We start from the raw sequence: 16,338 nt of genomic DNA, 5'->3' as shown, positions 1-16,338 counted from the left end.
CGGAGCCTGACCACCATGACCACCTCGTACGTCGGCGGACCCTTCTTCGACGAACTGACCGTCGGACAGATCTTCGACACCGCCCCCGCCGTGACACTCACCGACGGTCTCGCCGCCGCGCACCAGAGCATTCTCGGCGACCGCCTGCGCCTTCCGCTCGACAGGCATCTGTCGGCCGCCGTCGCGGGCGGCCCGGTCGCCCACGCCGGCTTGGTCACCGACATCGCGATCGGGCAGTCCACGCTCGTCACGCACCACGTCAAGGCCAACCTCTTCTACCGCGGCCTGCGTTTCCGCCGCTTTCCGCACATCGGCGACACTCTCTACACCACCACCGAAGTCGTGGGGCTGAAGGAGAATTCGGCCAAGCCCGGACGCAAGCCCACCGGCCTCGCGGCGCTGCGCATGAACACCGTCGACCAGGACGGCAACACCGTCCTCGATTTCTACCGCTGCGCGATGCTGCCGCTGAGCGAGAACCCCGACCCCGACCGCGTCGTGCCCTCCGACGACCTCTCGGCCATCGGACCGCAGGACGAACCGCAGTGGTCCGCACCCGCCGACTGGGATCTGGGCGTCTACCGCTCGAAGGTGCCGGGCGAGCACTTCGACAAGTCCCTCGCCGGTGCCGTGCTGCAGTCCAGTGGCGACGTCGTCTCGAGCGCACCGGAACTCGCGCGCCTGAGCCTCAACGTCGCAGCGACGCACCACGACGAGCGGGTGGGCGCGTCCGGTCGTCTCGTCTATGGCGGCCACACCATCGGCCTGGCCTTCTCGCAGGCGACGCGCGCGCTGCCGAATCTGGTGACGGTGCTGGGCTGGAAGTCGTGCGACCACACCGGGCCTGTGCACGAAGGCGACACCCTCACCAGCGACCTGCACGTCGAATCCGCCGAACCTCTCGCCGAGGGTGGTGGTGTGCTGAATCTGCGGTCGCTCGTCTACGCCTACCGCGGCGGTGCCGAGCCGGCGCCGGTGCTGGATTGGCGGTTCACTGCACTGATGGCTTGACGGCCACTGTCGAGACCGACGTCGTGCACGAAATCCATGGGGAGATCGCGCACGACATCGGTGTCGTCGTTACGCATCGATGCGTTTGACGAGGCGCTCGTAGCGTTGGCGGGCAGCCTGGATGCTTCCCAGGCCGAGCCCGAATGCGATCTCCTGCCAGGTCATTCCACGTTCGCGGGCGATGCGGAGGATCAGCGCCTCGAGTTGATCCATCTCGGCACGTGCTTTGGGGATCAGGCCCAGCGCGGCGATGACGTCGGCGTCGTCGACGTCGGGTTCGTCGGGACCGGGACTGTGCACGCCGCCGGCCAGCGCCGCGACGATGCGGATGGCCCCCAGCGGGTCGAGCATCTCCGGATGAGCCTGCCTGGCGCGTTGTTCGGGCGTGCCTCCGTGCCGTTCGGCGATCCGGAACAACCCCGCGTATTCGCGGTGCGCACGTTCGCGACTCGGATCCGGTGGGGTGAAGCCTTCCTCCGACATGACCCCAGGATGACTTGTGAACAGTATGTTGTCAACGATTTGTTCACATATCGCGGATCTCGTCCACCAACCCCCAGTCGAATGCGCGTGAGACCTCGAGGGGTGCAGCGGTGACGAACAGGTGCAGCGACCGCCACCTGCCGATCCGCCGCGGGATACTGACCGTCCCGCCGGCCCCCGGAATCAGGCCCATCGAAACCTCCGGGAGGCGGAAGACGGTTTCTGGCGCCGCGACCACCCGGCCGGCGAAGGCCGGGATCTCGATACCTGCACCGATGCAGTGACCGTGCAACCGCACCTCGATCCTGTCGGCGAGCTCGGCGACGAGGCGGCCCGCTCCACCGCGTGTGCGGACGAAATGGGCGAGCGTCGTGTCGGGCGTGCGGCCGAACTCGTCCAGGTCACCGCCCGCGCAGAAGGACGACCCCGCGCCGTCGAGCACCACCCGTTCGACGCTGTCGTCGAGGAGCGCGAGCCGCAGCGCATCCACGAGAGCGTCGCGCAACACCGTGCCGTAGGCATTGCGTCGTTCCGGACGGTTGAGAGTGATGTGCAGGAACTCGCCGTCGCGGGCGATGAGTACCGGTTCGGCGGACGGCGGCGGCAGTGGGCGAGGTCCACGTTCCGCGAGCCAGGCGGCGAACTCCGGTCCGCCCTGCAGTGTCGAGTACCCGAACGACTCCACGTCGATCGCCTCCGGAACCGGGAGAGTCTCCGACGCGCGCACGACCTGCCGGGCCACGAGCGCTGCCTGCGGGTTCCTCGTCACCGCCTCTGTGAACTCCGCGATTCCCACGTCCGGGTCCGGCACGTCCACCACCGCGCGTGACGATGCGACCGGCGCATAGGTGAGGTCGAGAGCGTCGATCAACGGATGCAGCTCGGCAGCGACCTCGCGAGTGGCGCGGCCGACGAGAATCCGGTCCGAGCGGCGAGCGTACTCGGCGGCAGACTCGATGTTCGCGACATCCTGGTCGAGGTCGACGACGAGCATCGGCCGGATCACGGCACCACCGTCACCGAGAAGAGGCTCTGCCGCCGCACCGTTCGCCAGGTCTTCAGCGGTAAGTGTCATCGGTCGTGCCGTCTGCATGTGATCCGTCCTCGTACTTCACCAAGCCCCATCCGGCACGAAATGTAACATCGCGGTCGTGGCCACCGACCTCGCCGCAGACCCGGTACGCGACTGGGCGGAAAGCGGAATTGCCTCCCTGACCGGCAGAGTCGCCGGCCCCCCACTTCTTCCTCCTGGTCGAGCCGCCACCCTCGCCCGTGAATGTTCAACCTGGATCGCCGCGGCATCGCAGGGCGCCGTCGAAGTCGACGGCGCGCGTTTGCTGTCCGAACGCGCGGCGTTCACCGGTCATCGACGCGCCGGAACGGTGTCGGCCGGAGGTGCGTGCCGCCTGCTGCCGACCATCGACGGATGGGCCGCGGTCTCGTGTGCTCGTCCGGACGATCCGTCGTTGCTCGGTGCCCTCATCGGCACGGAAATCTCGGACGACCCGTGGCCCGCCGTAGCCGACTGGCTCGTCGAACACACGGGGGCCGACCTCGCCGAGCGCGCCGAGCTGCTCGGGATCGCGGCAGGCCCCGTCACACCGCTCCCGGGTACTTCCCTGACGCCGTTGTCGCCACGACCGGTCGCGGGGCTACTCGTCGTCGACTTCAGTGCCCTGTGGGCCGGCCCGCTGTGTGCTCACCTACTCGGCCTCGCCGGCGCCCGGGTCGTCAAAGTGGAAACACCGTCACGGCCCGACGGTGCACGTCGTGGCAATCCCGACTTCTACCGGTTGCTGCACGGCGGGCACGAGTCTGTGGTGCTCGATCCCGGCGACGCGACGCAACGACGAGAACTCGCCGAGTTGGTGGCAGCAGCGGACATCGTGATCGAAGCATCGCGGCCACGGGCACTGGCCGGTTTCGGCATCGACGCCGAGAATGCCACCCGCGACGGCACGACCTGGATCTCGATCACTGCCCACGGACGAGATTCGCACCGCGTGGGTTTCGGCGACGACATCGCCGCATCCGCAGGACTGCTCGCGTACGACGCGGATGGTCCGGTCTTCGTTGGCGATGCGATCGCCGATCCTCTCACGGGCCTCACCGCTGCGACACTGGCGATGTCGGCACCGGCGGACGGGAGTGGAATGTTGTGGGACATTTCGATGTCCGGTGTGGTGGCTTCCACTCTCGACGAGCCGGCGACGATAGCGCAACCCGCGCTCCGGGAGGGCAGCCGGTGGGCATTCGAAACGCGATCCGGCACCGTGCCGGTCGCCGAACCGAGCAGGCGCGAAAACGACTTTCCGGCACCCGAATCGGGACGCGACACCCAGCGCGTCCTCGTCGACCTCGGAATCCGGTCGTGAACGTCCGTGCCGCCCGCGATCTCGTCGTCCGTGATGTCGAGGTCGCCGACTGTCGCGGTGTCGACGTTCTGGTCCGCGACGGAATCGTCACCGCTGTCGCTCCGGGACTATGCGCCCCCTCGTCGGCCGACGTTCTAGACGGTCGCGGGGGCGCATTGCTCCCCGGACTGCACGATCATCACATTCATCTGCACGCGCTCGCCGCGGAGCGTGACTCCGTTCGGTGCGGACCGCCTGCGCTCCGGACTGCCGACGATCTCGCCAGCAAGCTCGATGCCGTACCCGGTCAAGGATGGATACGTGGTGTCGGATACTCGGAAGACGTTGCTGGATTGCTGGATTGCTCGTCGCTGGACGCACTGCATTCGCAACGGCCTGTGCGGATCCAGCATCGAAGCGGCGCCGTCTGGTTCCTCAACTCCGTGGCCGCCGCGCTCACCGGTCTCGCGACCGCCGATCATCCCGGCGTCGAACGCGACGAGAGAGGAAACCCGACCGGACGAGTATGGCGCGCCGACACGTGGTTACGCGACCGGCTACCCGATGTGGGCCCACCCTCGCTCGCAGATGTGGGAGCCGAACTGGCCCGCTACGGCATCACCGGGCTCACCGACGCCACACCCGACCTCACCCCGTCGACTCTCGACCATCTCCGCATCTCACACGCCGACGGCTCCGTCCCACAGCGCATCCGGGTTCTCGGCGCACCACTGGATTACACATCCTCCTCCGCGACCTTCGCCCCTGGACCGTACAAGATCGTGCTCGCCGATTCCGGACTGCCCGATCTCGACGACCTCGCGGCGACGATCCGCCGCGCGCACACTGCAGGCCGTGCTGTCGCGGTGCACTGCGTCAGCCGGGAAGCGTTCGCGATTCTGCTCGCCGTTCTCACCGAAGTCGGTAGCGTGCCCGGCGACCGCATCGAGCACGGTGCCCTGATTCCGGCCGAGTCGATCGACGACATCCGGCAACTCGGCCTGCAGGTCGTCACCCAACCCGGTTTTCTCGCCGACCGGGGCGACGCCTATCTCCGCGACGTGGCCCCGTGCGACCTTGCCGATCTCTACCGCTGCCGAAGTCTCCTCGACGGTGGTGTAGCGCTCGCACTGTCGAGCGACGCGCCGTACGGTCCCGCAGATCCGTGGGCCGTCATCACCGCCGCCGTCGCCCGCACGTGCCCCACCGGCGACGTCGTGGGGAAGACCGAGCGAATCGCAGCCACCACAGCACTCGAGCGCTGCCTGACACCGCTCGACGACCCGGGCGGGATCCCCCGTAGCGTGCGAACTGGCGCGCCGGCCGATCTCGTCCTGCTCGACCGTCCGCTCCACGATGCGCTCGCCGCCCCGACGGCCGAGGCGGTACGCGCGACCGTCATCGGCGGCCGCATCGTCCATCACATCCGATAGTCCGCCATCGGCTGCGACTCCGGCTCTCCGCCACGGTAAATCGTCGTAGCGGACAGCGAGGACGGTAGCGGACACGCGAGTGCGTGCACGAACGTCAGGACACGGTCCACGTGTTGTCGCCCCGCAGCAACTGCTGCAGGTCGGCGGATCCGGACTCCTGGGCGGTCCGCACCTGGGCACGGGCAGCATCGTCGTAGGTCGTCCGCTCGACCTGCCGCACGATGCCTGTGACCACATGGGTGAGATCCTGATCCGACAACCGCGAGATTGCATAGGCGTACTCGGGATCGTCGGTGTGCGCGTCGTGCACGACGATGTCGGCAGCATCCACTTCGGACCGCCGAACCACTCGCAAGCCGAAACCTTCCTTCACAACACACAGTTCATCGTCGGTCCCGAAGACGATCGGTTCGCCGTGCCGCAACGGGATCAGGTGGGCCTGCGCTTCGTCCTTGCGCAGTACATCGAACGAACCGTCGTTGAATATCGGGCAATCCTGCAGGATCTCGACGAAGGCCGTGCCGCGATGGTGCGCTGCTGCGCGCAGCACGTCGGTCAGACCGGCGCGATCGGAGTCGAGCGCACGGGCCACGAACGTCGCCTCCGCGCCGAGAACGAGCGACATCGTATTGAACGGGGCATCCACGGATCCCGCGGGTGAAGACTTGGTGATCTTGCCGACCTCCGAGGTCGGCGAGTACTGACCCTTGGTGAGGCCGTAGATCCTGTTGTTGAACAACAGGATCCGCATATTCACGTTACGCCGCAAGGTGTGGACGAGATGGTTGCCTCCGATCGACAGGGCGTCGCCGTCCCCGGTGACGACCCATACCGACAGATCCGGGCGCGTAACCGCGAGACCGGTCGCGAGTGTCGGGGCACGACCGTGGATCGAGTGCACACCGTAGGTGTCGAGATAGTAGGGAAACCGCGACGAGCACCCGATGCCTGAGACGAAGACCAGATTCTCACGCCGGATACCCAACTCGGGCAGAAGACTTCGCATCGTCGCGAGAATGACGTAGTCGCCGCAACCAGGACACCATCGGACCTCCTGGTCGGAGGTGAAATCCTTCGCCTTCTGCGGGGCATCCGTGCGAGGCACACCGTCGAGCGCGTCGGTGTGCGGCGCGAGCCCGAGATCGTGGCCGAGGAGTCCGGTCATGCTCGTACCCTCTCTGCTGTCGGAGCGAGTTTCGTCGAGGAGGCCACCGCAGCGGACGTCCGGGACCGTTCGATGCCGGCCAGTGTCCCGGCGAACTCGGCCTCGACGGCATCGTGGAGTTCGTCGGCGCGGAACGCCATCCCGGACACCTTCGTCACCGGCTGGACGTCGACGTCGAATCGCGATTTCAGCAGGGACGACAACTGACCGAGGTTCATCTCCGGAACCAGCACGCGCCGGTATCTGCCGAGCACTGTGCCGAGGTTCCCGGGCATAGGTGCGAGATGACGCAGTTGCGCTCGAGCAACGCGGTGCCCGGCGCGGCGCGCGCGGCGCACCGCTTCGCCTATCGGGCCGTACGACGATCCCCAGCCGAGCACCAGCACGTCGGCGTCACCGGTCGGATCGTCGACATCGAGATCCGGGACGTCGATACCGGCCACCCGCGCGACCCGCAGCCGCGTCATCAGCTCGTGGTTGGTGTGGTGGTACGAGATGTCGCCGGTGCCGTCGGCCTTCTCGAGACCGCCGATCCGGTGCTCGCGACCTGCAGTTCCGGGAATCGCCCAGTTACGTCCGAGCGTGTCGGGGTCACGCGCGTAGGGCAGATAGCCGGGGTCGTCGTCGCCCGGTGGTGCCGCGAAACCTGGGTCGATGTGCATCAGCTCGGCGATATCCGGGATCCGCCACGGTTCGGATCCGTTGGCGATCGCACCGTCCGAGAGCAGCATGACGGGCGTGCGGTAGGTGATCGCGATTCGCGCGGCCTCGAGCGCGGCGTCGAAGCAATCCGCGGGCGATTGCGGTGCCACGATCGCGACGGGTGATTCGCCGTTGCGGCCGAACATCGCCTGCATCAGGTCGGCCTGTTCGGTCTTCGTCGGCAGGCCCGTCGACGGTCCACCGCGCTGGACGTCGACGACTATCAGCGGCAGTTCGGTCATCACCGCCAGGCCCACAGCCTCTGATTGGAGAGCGATACCCGGCCCGGACGTGCTCGTGACACCGAGCGCTCCGCCATAGGATGCGCCGATCGCGGCGCCGATACCCGCGATCTCGTCCTCGGCCTGGAAGGTCTGCACACCGAACCGTTCGAGTCTGCTCAGTTCATGGAGGATGTCCGATGCAGGAGTGATCGGATAGGTACCGAGGAAGACGTCCATCCCTGCCGCGCGGCCGGCTGCCACGAGGCCGTAGGCGAGTGCGGTGTTACCGGTGATCTGCCGGTAGGTCCCCGGCGGCAGCGACGCGCGCGCCACCTCGTAGGTGGTGGCGAACGACTCTGTGGTCTCCCCGTAGTTCCAGCCCGCACGCAACGCCAGGACGTTCGCATGCGCGATGTCCGGTTTGGAGGCGAACTTCTGCTCGAGGAACTGCTCGACCGGTGCGATCGGGCGTCCGTACATCCACGACAGCAGACCGAGCGCGAACATGTTCTTCGCCCGCTGGGCGTCCTTCTTCCCGACGCCCGCCGGTTCGACGGCACCGGCGGTGAGCGTGCTCATCGGCACGGAATGCACGGTCAGGTGCTCCACGACGTCGGTGCCGAGAGGATCGGCTTCGTATCCCGCTTTGCTCAGGTTCCGTTTGGTGAACTCGTCGCTGTTGACGATGAGGGTGCCACCCCGCGGCAGGTCGCCGACATTGGCCTTGAATGCCGCGGGGTTCATCGCCACCAGCACGTCCGGCCTGTCACCGGCGGTGAGGATGTCGTGGTCGGCGATCTGGATCTGGAAGCTGGAGACACCGGGCAGCGTGCCCTGGGGTGCACGGATCTCGGCGGGGAAGTTCGGTTGCGTCGCCAGGTCGTTGCCGAACGCGGCCGCCTCCGCGGTGAACCGGTCACCGGCAAGCTGCATACCGTCGCCCGAGTCTCCGGCTATGCGGATGACGACCTGTTCGAGTTTCGCGCTCGAGGCCATGCGCTCCATGGTGGTCCTCGAGGGCACGTCCGCAACCGTTTCGCCGAAAATTCTCGGCGGCCTCGTCCCGCTGTGGGCCGGCTTCCCGCCACGACATCTGCGGCAGCGGGAAGCCGGGAAGGGAGCCGGAACGAACGCTCAGGACCGGACGGTGTCCCCGATGAAGCTCAGTACCTGGGGCCACGACACAGCGTAGGCCTCGGCATTGACGGGATTCCCGTGCCGGTTGCGGGAGGAGAATCCGTGCTCGGCGCCGGGGTAGACGTGGGTGAGGGTCGCGCCGGTCTCGCGATGCTGCAGTCTCGACTGCAGGTTTCCGAAGGTTTCGGAGCTCATGATCGTGTCGGCGCCGGCGTGCAGCACCATGACGGGCGCGGTGACGCGGCCTGCATGGTCGACGGCGTCGAGTGTGTGGTTCGGGGCGGGCGGTACTGCGATCGACGGGTGGTAGGCGACGACGTTGGCGACCCGTGTGTCGCGAGCGCCGAGGATGAGGGCGAGACGTCCGCCGAGGCACCACCCGATCACGCCGACCTTCGTCAGTCCGTATTCACCGAAGGCGTGGTCGAGCAGGGTAGTCATCTCCGCCAGGCACTTCTCGTCGTCGAGCCGTCCCATCATCTCGGCGAGTTCACCGCGTGCGGTGTCGTCGGCGCTCGGGCCGTGCCAGGGATCCCACACCAAGGCGGTCACACCGGTGCCGGCGATGTCGTGCGCGTACTCGCGGACCTGTTCGTCGATGCCGGTGATCATGGGCAGGAGAAGCATGCCCCCGGTGGCGCCCCCGAGTGGTCGCGCGAGATACGCGCGCAGATCTGCTGTGTGAACGAATTCCGCCTCGATGTCGGTCATCGGCCGCCCTTTCACTGCTCGGGATGTTTCGTCATGATCTTCGTACGAGGTCGTTCGCCGAGCAGCGGACCCCCTCCATCGGATCGACTCACGGGCCGCGCTTCCACCCACCGAAATTAATGAGAACATCATTTTCTTTTTGCGGTATTGTGCCTCTCATGTCCGACGGAGGTCGGGCACAGCAACCGCGGCACCGACCCCGCAACCGCACGCTCGAAGGGACACAGGAAGATGGCTCGCACCGTACTGGTCAGTGGTGGAACCGGCGGACTCGGCACCGCCGTGACGAAGCATCTCCTCGATACCGGGTGGCGGGTCGTGGTGCCGTGGCTGGTCCGCGATGAGCTCGAGCGTGTCGGGACGCATCCGAATCTGAAGCTCGTGCAGGCCGATCTCACCGACGACCAGCAGCTCGAGGAAGCCCTCAATCTGGCCTGCGACGACGCCGACGCTCCGCTCTTCGGTGTGGTCAACCTTGTCGGCGGCTTCACCTCCGGTCCCCGCGTCCACGAGACGCCCATCGAGGTACTCGACTCACAACTCGACCTCAACCTCCGTACCGCCTATGCGGTCAGCCAGGCTGCACTCCCCCACCTGATCCGCCGCGGCGGTGGATCGATCGTCTGCATCTCCACCGCCGCGACGCTCAACCCCTTCCCGGGCGGCGCGTCCTACATCGCATCGAAGGCAGCCGTCTCGGCGCTGGTCGAGACGATGGCGCTCGAGTACCGCGACGACCACATCCGCGTCAATGCACTCCTGCCGGTCGTCATCGATACCCCGGCCAATCGCGCGGCTATGCCCGATGCCGACACGAGCCGCTGGTCGAAGCCTGCCGACGTCGCGAAGGTGATCGAATTCCTGATCTCCGACGCAGGCTCCCCGATCACCGGCGCGCTGATCCCGGTCACCAACGTCGGCTGAGGGCGGTGCCCGCTCAGACCGACTGCAGACGCCCGAGCTTCGCCGCACGTTCGAAGGCCCGTCGTTCGGCGTAGTTCATGCCGCCCCACACGCCGTGCGTCTCTCCGGTACGCACGGCGTGCTCGCGGCACTCGGCGATGACAGGACAGGAGCGGCAGACCTCCTTGGCCTGCTGTTCGGCCCGGGCCACCGCCCTGCGGACGTCCTCCGGCTGCGGAAAGAACAGCGCGGTGTCCGCGCCCCGGCACCGCGCCGCGACCACCCAATCGCGGTCACCGGATCCGTTCATCGCCGCCTCCTCGCCCTGGGGCCGTCGCCGACCCGCCCGCGTCGGACGAGTATTTGTACGGCCATTTTCCCGGCACACGCCCGGGACCGTCAAACGCTGAGCAGGAGGAATACATCAGAATCGGCAATCCCGGTCGCTTCGGATACCTATGGTGACGAACGGCTATGGCCGCACATTCGACGAAGCTGACGCGAGACGAGGTCAGCCGACGATGCCTGCCCTCTTCAGACCTGCGATCTGCTCGTCCGTGAGTCCCAGATCGGCGAGCACCGCGTCGGTGTGCTGGCCGAGGCCGGGCACCGCACCCATCGGCAGTTCGACATCGCGGAAGTTCATCGGTGGCAGGATGCCACGCACGGGTCCCACCTCCGTCTGCACCTCGCGCCATCGGTCGCGTGTCCCGAGTTGCGGATGGTCGATGAGACCGCGCAGATCGCGCAATTGTGCGGCGGGTACACCGGAAGCGGCGAGCTTCGCGTCGAGATCCGCGTTCGTGAACTGCTTGGTGCCCTTCGCGACCAGCGCATCTACCTCCTCACGGCGGCGCACCCTTTCCAGATTGGTGGCGTAGCGCGGATCGTCCGCGAACTCGGGCATTCCGAGCACATCAGCGACGAGAGTGCGCCAGCCGCGATCGTTCTGGACACCGATGAGAATCTCTCCGTCCGCGGTCGGATACTTGTCGTACGGTGCGATCGAAGTGTGCGACAGACCCATTCGCGGAACCTGACGATCCTGGTACATCTGCAGGTACATCGGGTAACCGAGCCATTCGGCGGTCGCGTCGAACATCGACACGTCGATCGTCGCCCCGGCACCGGTCCGGTGCCGGCGCAACAGGGCCGCCTGGATCGACGTCAGCGCGTACATGCCGGCGGCGATATCGGAGGTCGGGATGCCCGTCTTGACCGCGGTCTCGGGCGTACCGGTGATCGAACACAGGCCGGTCTCGGACTGCACCAGCAGGTCGTACGCCTTACGGTCGCGCATCGGGCCGTCCGTCCCGTATCCGGACATGTTGACCACCACCAGTTCCGGTTGATCCGCACGCAGATCGTCCGCGCCGAGCCCGAGTCGCTCGGCGGCACCCGGTGCGAGATTCTGCACGAACACATCGGCTCCCCGGATGAGCGATTTCACCGCATCGATGCCTGCGGTCGCCTTCAGGTCCACCGCGAAGGATTCCTTACCGCGGTTGAGCCAGACGAAATGGGCGGCCAGCCCGTGCACGGCGCCGTCGTACGCCCGCGCGAAGTCGCCGTCACCGACACGTTCGACCTTGACGACCCGCGCCCCGAGATCCGCCAGATGGCGGGTGGCGAGGGGTGCGGCGACCGCCTGCTCGAGGCTCACCACGGTGATGCCTTCCAGCGGCAGCCCGGCCGAAGCCCTGACATCGTGAGTCCCGACATCGCGAGCCTCGGACTCGCGTCGATCGGTTCCGTCACTCGTCACCGTCGCATTCCTTTCGCATTCGGCGATTCCCATCCGGTATCGCTGCATGTCTACCAGGCCGACGCCACGACCGTCCCTGCCGAGGACGGCACGATCCTCAGCGCGGCGGACCACCTGTGATCAGAGCCCACACATCCTCCGCTTCACGGGCCGCGGCGAGCAATTCGGCATCCCACGACGCCACCGTCCCGAATTCACTGCGCCACGACAGAATCCGGTTCGTGTGGCGGTGGAGTTCGTGTTCCATCGTGAATCCGATCGCTCCGAGCGCCTGGTGGGCGTTACGGGCGACGACCGAAGCCGCGTGACCCGCGCACGAGGCTGCTGCCGCGATCGCGAACCGCGCCGACGCCTCCCCGAATCCTCCGGCGAGAACGGCATCGACCGCGGCATCGGCAGCGGCGTGCGCGAGCGAGGCCTCGGTGGCGATGTCGGCGGCGAGCGCCTGCACGGCCTGGAACTTCCCCAGGGGCCGAACGAATTGCACTCGGGCTGTAGTGTGTTCGACGACGAGCTCGAGAATGCGATCCATCGCTCCCACGGATGCGAGGACCCGTGCGAGCGCGCCACGGTAGCGGAAATCGTCGACGGTGCCCGACGGAACCTCACGTCCCGACAGGATCGAGGGGTCCACTCGTAGATGGTCGCGGGGCTCGGCTGCCAGGTTCACGGCCTCGACGAGTTCGACCTTCGTGCGGGACAGCTCGGCAACCTGCCACCCCTGCACCGACTCCCACAACACGACGATCGAATCGGCGAACCGAGCCCAGGGCACGTGACGGGCGCGGCCATCTGCGTCGAGAACGGCGGCGGTACGCACGCCCGGAGTGGCGTCGAATCCGGCGGTTTCGAGCAACCACCCGGCGAGCAGGTCGTTCTCGGCGACCGGCACGGCCGCAGCTGCTGCACCGGCGGCTTCGAGGAGGAGAGCCGCCTCCAGCCAGCCTGCCCCGCTTCCGCCGCCCCCTTCGGAACCGGTCAGCCGATCGAGGCCGAGTTCGGTGAGGGTCGCCCACAACGCACGATCGAGTTCGACGACCTCACCGATGCGATGGTCGTCGCCGGAGGTGAACAGCTCGGACAGCATCTGTGCGAAGTCCTGCAGTTCCGTCGACTGCAGTGCGTCCTGCCCGCTCATCTCATCCCCAATCCTCGTGCGATGACCCCGCGGAGGATCTCGCTCGTACCGCCGCGCAGAGTGAAGCCCGGTCGTTGCATGACGCCCGCCCGGACGAGCTCGGCCAGATGCGGGTCTGCGGCGGTGTAGCCCGCGATCTCGTCGGCGAGGTCGGCGAGATCACCCTCGGTCTTCGTGCCCAGCACCTTCACCACCGACGCTGCCAGTTCGGCATTCTCGCCGCGTTCGAGGGATTCGGAGACGGCAGTGGACATCCGGTGCAATCCCGCCATCCGGCCGATGGTCGCCCCGATACGGGTGTCCGGTTCGACGCTGCCGTCGGCCGCACCGCGCACGAGGGATTCGAGCACCCCGAATGTCGACAGGAAGCGTTCGGGACCACTGCGCTCGTAGCCGAGTTCGCTCGTCACCTGCTCCCAGCCCGCGCCGATCCGTCCGAGCACCAGGTCGTCCGGCACGAACACGTCGTCCAGCAGCACCTCGTTGAAATGGTGGTCACCGGACATCGAGAGAATCGGCCTGATGGTGACACCCGGCGAATCGAGCAGGACGATGAACTGGCTCAGCCCGTCGTGTCGGTGTGCCGGGTCGAGCGGCGCAGAGCGGGCGAGAACGAAGAAGGCGTCCGCATGATGCGCACCGGACGTCCACAGCTTGGTGCCGGAGATCCGCCAACCACCGTCGACGCGGGTCGCCTTCGTCTTCACACTCGCGAGGTCGGATCCGGAGTCGGGCTCGGACATGCCGATGGCCCAGCAGATCTCACCCGCCGCGATACCCGGCAGGAACCGCTGCTTCTGTTCCTCGGTGCCGTACTTCAGCAGCGACGGAGCGGCCTGGCGGTCGGCGACCCACTGGGCGGCGACCGGCGCCCCCACTGCGAGTAACTCCTCGGTGACGACGAACCGCTCCATGAAAGTTCGTCCGTGTCCGCCGTATTCGACGGGGATGGTCATCCCGACCCACCCTCGGTCGGCGAGTGCCCGTGTGAACTCGGGGTTCCATCGGGTCAGCCAGGTGTCGATGCCCGGCGTGAACACCCCGGCGTCGATCTGTTCCTTCAGGAAGACCCGTACCTCAGCACGGAGTTCGGTCAGCGCCGGGTGGGGGGTACCCGCCCTCGGCACGAGTCGTGCACTCATCGTGAAGTTCCTTCCTCGCCGGTCGCAGCCGGGCACAACAGCGCCAGCGACAGTTCCGCATAACGTTCGGCGATCTCCTCCGGGGTGTCCGGACCGGCAGGGTCGTACCAGTTGGCGACCGCAGAGACCATCGCCAGAATCGACCGGCGGCAGTCGTCGGGATATCGAGTGGTGAACACCCCGCCTTCGACGCCTCGATCGATGATGTCGCGGATCCGTTGCCGCCCGGCGCGCCGGCGTGCCTCGTACAACCGGGCACCTTCAGGTTCGAGATTGCGGACCTCCGTGGCGATCATACGACCGTGTTCGGGAAACTTCGTACGGAAGACGACGTTTCCCCTGACGAACGCGCGGATCTGTTCGATCGGGTCGTCGCCGGCACGAGCGAGTTCTGCATCGCACACCGCGTCGTAGGTGTCGACACCGTCCAGCAGGATAGCCAGCAGCAGGTCTTGCTTGTTCTTGTAGTGGTAGTAGAGCGCGGACAGGCTCACGCCCGCTTCCTGCGCGATCGTGCGGATCGAGGACGATCCGTAACCGTTGCGCACGAACTCCTTTCGTCCTGCCTCGATGAAGAGGCGCTGCTTCGGTGAGAGCACCCTCAAGACATCGCTCCGGTGTCGGCGTAGTGCGCGATCAACTCGCCGAGTCGCCGCTTGACCATTTTGCCCGTGGGAGTGCGGGGCAGCTCGTCGACGAACCGGACATGCCGAGGGCACTTGAAACGCGAGAGTCGCTCCCGGCAGAACTCGATGATCTCACCTTCGGTCTCGTCCGACTCTTCTGCACCGGGCACGAGTTGCACGAACGCTTCGACACGTTCTCCGCGGTCGGCATCCGGTACACCGAGAACCGCAACGTCGGCGATCGAGGGGTGAAGAACCAGGACGTTCTCGATTTCCTGGGGATAGATGTTCACCCCACCCGAGATGATCGTGAACTTGTCTCTGCCGGTGAGGAACAGGTAGTCGTCCTCGTCGAGATAGCCGATGTCGCCGGTGGTGTACCAGTTCTCCTCGAACGGGTGCCGCGTCGAGTCGGTCTTCTCCGGGTCCTTGTGGTACTCGAACGAGTAGTCGGTGCGTTCGAAGTACACGACGCCGATCTCACCGGCAGGTAGCAGTTCACCGTTCTCACCGCAGATGTGCGCCAGTCCGAGAGTGCCAGGTCCACCGGTCTTCCCGACCGTGCCGGGCTTGCGTAGCCATTCCTGCGGGGTGACGAGGGTGTTGCCGATTGCCTCCGTCGCGGAGTAGTACTCGTAGACGATCTCGCCCCACCAGCCTATGAGCTCCTTCTTCACCTCGACGGGACATGGCGCGGCCGAATGCAGCGCGCATCGCATCGACGACAGGTCGTAGCGCTCCCGGATCTCGCGGGGCAGTTTCAGAAGGCGCACGAAATGGGTGGGCACCCATTGGCTGTGGGTCACGCGATAACGCTCGATGTACGCCAGACTACGTTCGGGATCGAATCTGTCCATGAGCACGACGGTGCCGCCGAGTGCCTGTGTCGACACGCTGTACCGAAGCGGCGCAGAATGGTAGATCGGCGCGGGTGACAGATACACCGTGTTCTCGTCGAAACCGAACCACCTCACCTGCTTCAGCAGCGGCGAGCCCGGTTCGTCCCCCACCTGTGCGCCGGTGAGCGCGGGCTTGATTCCCTTCGGCCGGCCCGTGGTCCCGGAGGAATACAGCATGTCGCTGCCACGGGGTTGATCCTCCGGAGGGATGATCGAAAGTCCCGCCGTCTCGGCCTCGTACCCGAAGTGCCCGGGCACCTGCCCTCCGAATGCGAGACGGTGCACCACCTTCGGGGTGAGCGGCACGATCGCCGCCGCGAGGTCCGCGAGCGGCGCCGAGACCACGAGCACCGTCGCATCGCAGTCGTCGACGATGTAGGCAGCCTCCGCCGGCGCCAGATGACTGTTCACGAACGTGATGTAGACACCGGAACGCAGTGCTCCCCAATACAATTGGAAAACGGTCATGTCGTTGACGGTGAGCACCGCGATGTGATCGCCCCGCCCGACGCCGTGTGCACGCAGCCAGTGCGCGAACCGGACGGATTCCTCCTCGAGTCGCAGATAGGTGAGCATCCGCCCGGTCGCGGCCTCGTACACAGCGGGGCGGTCCGGGTCGACGGCGGCGTACCGTCCCGGATACAT

General features: G+C 66.7%; 15 protein-coding genes. 4 read left to right on the top strand and 11 right to left on the bottom strand.

Annotation, left to right across the window (positions count from 1 at the left end):
- Positions 1-15 precede the first annotated feature (15 nt).
- A complete protein-coding gene (locus ABZ789_RS09670; protein ID WP_358422504.1) occupies positions 16-1,011 on the top strand; it encodes a MaoC family dehydratase in 996 nt (331 codons plus the stop codon).
- Positions 1,012-1,080: 69 nt separating this feature from the next.
- Here the strand turns inward: ABZ789_RS09670 and ABZ789_RS09665 are convergent, their stop codons facing one another.
- Both ABZ789_RS09665 and ABZ789_RS09660 read right to left on the bottom strand, forming a co-directional pair.
- Entirely contained in the window at positions 1,081-1,494 is a 414-nt protein-coding gene (locus ABZ789_RS09665; protein ID WP_358422501.1) for a DNA-binding protein, read from the bottom strand.
- A 43-nt stretch (positions 1,495-1,537) separates the two neighbouring features.
- On the bottom strand, positions 1,538-2,569 hold the full coding sequence (locus ABZ789_RS09660; protein WP_358422498.1) for an enoyl-CoA hydratase/isomerase family protein: 1,032 nt from the start codon (positions 2,567-2,569) through the stop codon (positions 1,538-1,540).
- A gap of 76 nt (positions 2,570-2,645) precedes the next feature.
- Here ABZ789_RS09660 and ABZ789_RS09655 point away from each other — a divergent pair, with 76 nt between their 5' ends.
- Together ABZ789_RS09655 and ABZ789_RS09650 are read left to right on the top strand one after the other, a co-directional pair.
- Entirely contained in the window at positions 2,646-3,869 is a 1,224-nt protein-coding gene (locus tag ABZ789_RS09655) for a CoA transferase (protein WP_358422495.1), read from the top strand.
- Positions 3,866-5,281: an amidohydrolase family protein gene (locus ABZ789_RS09650; RefSeq protein ID WP_358422492.1), complete on the top strand. Its 1,416-nt coding sequence runs from the start codon at positions 3,866-3,868 to the stop codon at positions 5,279-5,281. Before ABZ789_RS09655 ends, ABZ789_RS09650 begins: the two co-directional genes overlap by 4 nt.
- Before the next feature lie 94 nt (positions 5,282-5,375).
- On the opposite strand, the gene ABZ789_RS09645 is transcribed toward ABZ789_RS09650, so the two are convergent.
- The 3 genes from ABZ789_RS09645 to ABZ789_RS09635 form a co-directional block, all read right to left on the bottom strand.
- Positions 5,376-6,446, bottom strand: a complete 1,071-nt coding sequence (locus ABZ789_RS09645; RefSeq protein ID WP_358422489.1) for a 2-oxoacid:ferredoxin oxidoreductase subunit beta — start codon at positions 6,444-6,446, stop codon at positions 5,376-5,378.
- Entirely contained in the window at positions 6,443-8,377 is a 1,935-nt protein-coding gene (locus ABZ789_RS09640) for a 2-oxoacid:acceptor oxidoreductase subunit alpha (protein ID WP_358422486.1), read from the bottom strand. Before ABZ789_RS09640 ends, ABZ789_RS09645 begins: the two co-directional genes overlap by 4 nt.
- Positions 8,378-8,506: 129 nt before the next feature.
- Positions 8,507-9,220: a dienelactone hydrolase family protein gene (locus ABZ789_RS09635; RefSeq protein WP_358422483.1), complete on the bottom strand. Its 714-nt coding sequence runs from the start codon at positions 9,218-9,220 to the stop codon at positions 8,507-8,509.
- Between the two features lie 231 nt (positions 9,221-9,451).
- Here ABZ789_RS09635 and ABZ789_RS09630 point away from each other — a divergent pair, with 231 nt between their 5' ends.
- Positions 9,452-10,144 (top strand): SDR family NAD(P)-dependent oxidoreductase, encoded by a 693-nt coding sequence (locus ABZ789_RS09630; protein ID WP_358422480.1) that lies wholly within the window; start codon positions 9,452-9,454, stop codon positions 10,142-10,144.
- A 13-nt stretch (positions 10,145-10,157) separates the two neighbouring features.
- Here the strand turns inward: ABZ789_RS09630 and ABZ789_RS09625 are convergent, their stop codons facing one another.
- From ABZ789_RS09625 to ABZ789_RS09600, 6 genes are all read right to left on the bottom strand, one after another.
- Positions 10,158-10,433 (bottom strand): WhiB family transcriptional regulator, encoded by a 276-nt coding sequence (locus ABZ789_RS09625; protein ID WP_358422477.1) that lies wholly within the window; start codon positions 10,431-10,433, stop codon positions 10,158-10,160.
- A 201-nt stretch (positions 10,434-10,634) separates the two neighbouring features.
- A complete protein-coding gene (locus ABZ789_RS09620; protein WP_358423130.1) occupies positions 10,635-11,810 on the bottom strand; it encodes a CaiB/BaiF CoA-transferase family protein in 1,176 nt (391 codons plus the stop codon).
- A gap of 175 nt (positions 11,811-11,985) precedes the next feature.
- Complete coding sequence (locus ABZ789_RS09615) at positions 11,986-13,026, bottom strand: acyl-CoA dehydrogenase family protein (protein WP_358422474.1); 1,041 nt, start codon at positions 13,024-13,026, stop codon at positions 11,986-11,988.
- Positions 13,023-14,168, bottom strand: coding sequence for an acyl-CoA dehydrogenase family protein (locus tag ABZ789_RS09610; protein WP_358422471.1), 1,146 nt, complete (start codon positions 14,166-14,168; stop codon positions 13,023-13,025). The genes ABZ789_RS09615 and ABZ789_RS09610 overlap by 4 nt, the downstream gene beginning before the upstream one ends.
- The gene (locus ABZ789_RS09605; protein WP_358423127.1) at positions 14,165-14,767 is read right to left on the bottom strand and encodes a TetR/AcrR family transcriptional regulator; all 603 of its coding nucleotides are present in this window, start codon (positions 14,765-14,767) and stop codon (positions 14,165-14,167) included. Before ABZ789_RS09605 ends, ABZ789_RS09610 begins: the two co-directional genes overlap by 4 nt.
- A 2-nt stretch (positions 14,768-14,769) precedes the next feature.
- On the bottom strand, positions 14,770-16,338 hold the full coding sequence (locus ABZ789_RS09600) for an acyl-CoA synthetase (protein ID WP_358422468.1): 1,569 nt from the start codon (positions 16,336-16,338) through the stop codon (positions 14,770-14,772).

The organism is Rhodococcus sp. NPDC047139, from assembly GCF_040643435.1.
Lineage (GTDB): Bacteria > Actinomycetota > Actinomycetes > Mycobacteriales > Mycobacteriaceae > Rhodococcus.
This window is presented reverse-complemented; position numbering and strand designations above follow the sequence as displayed.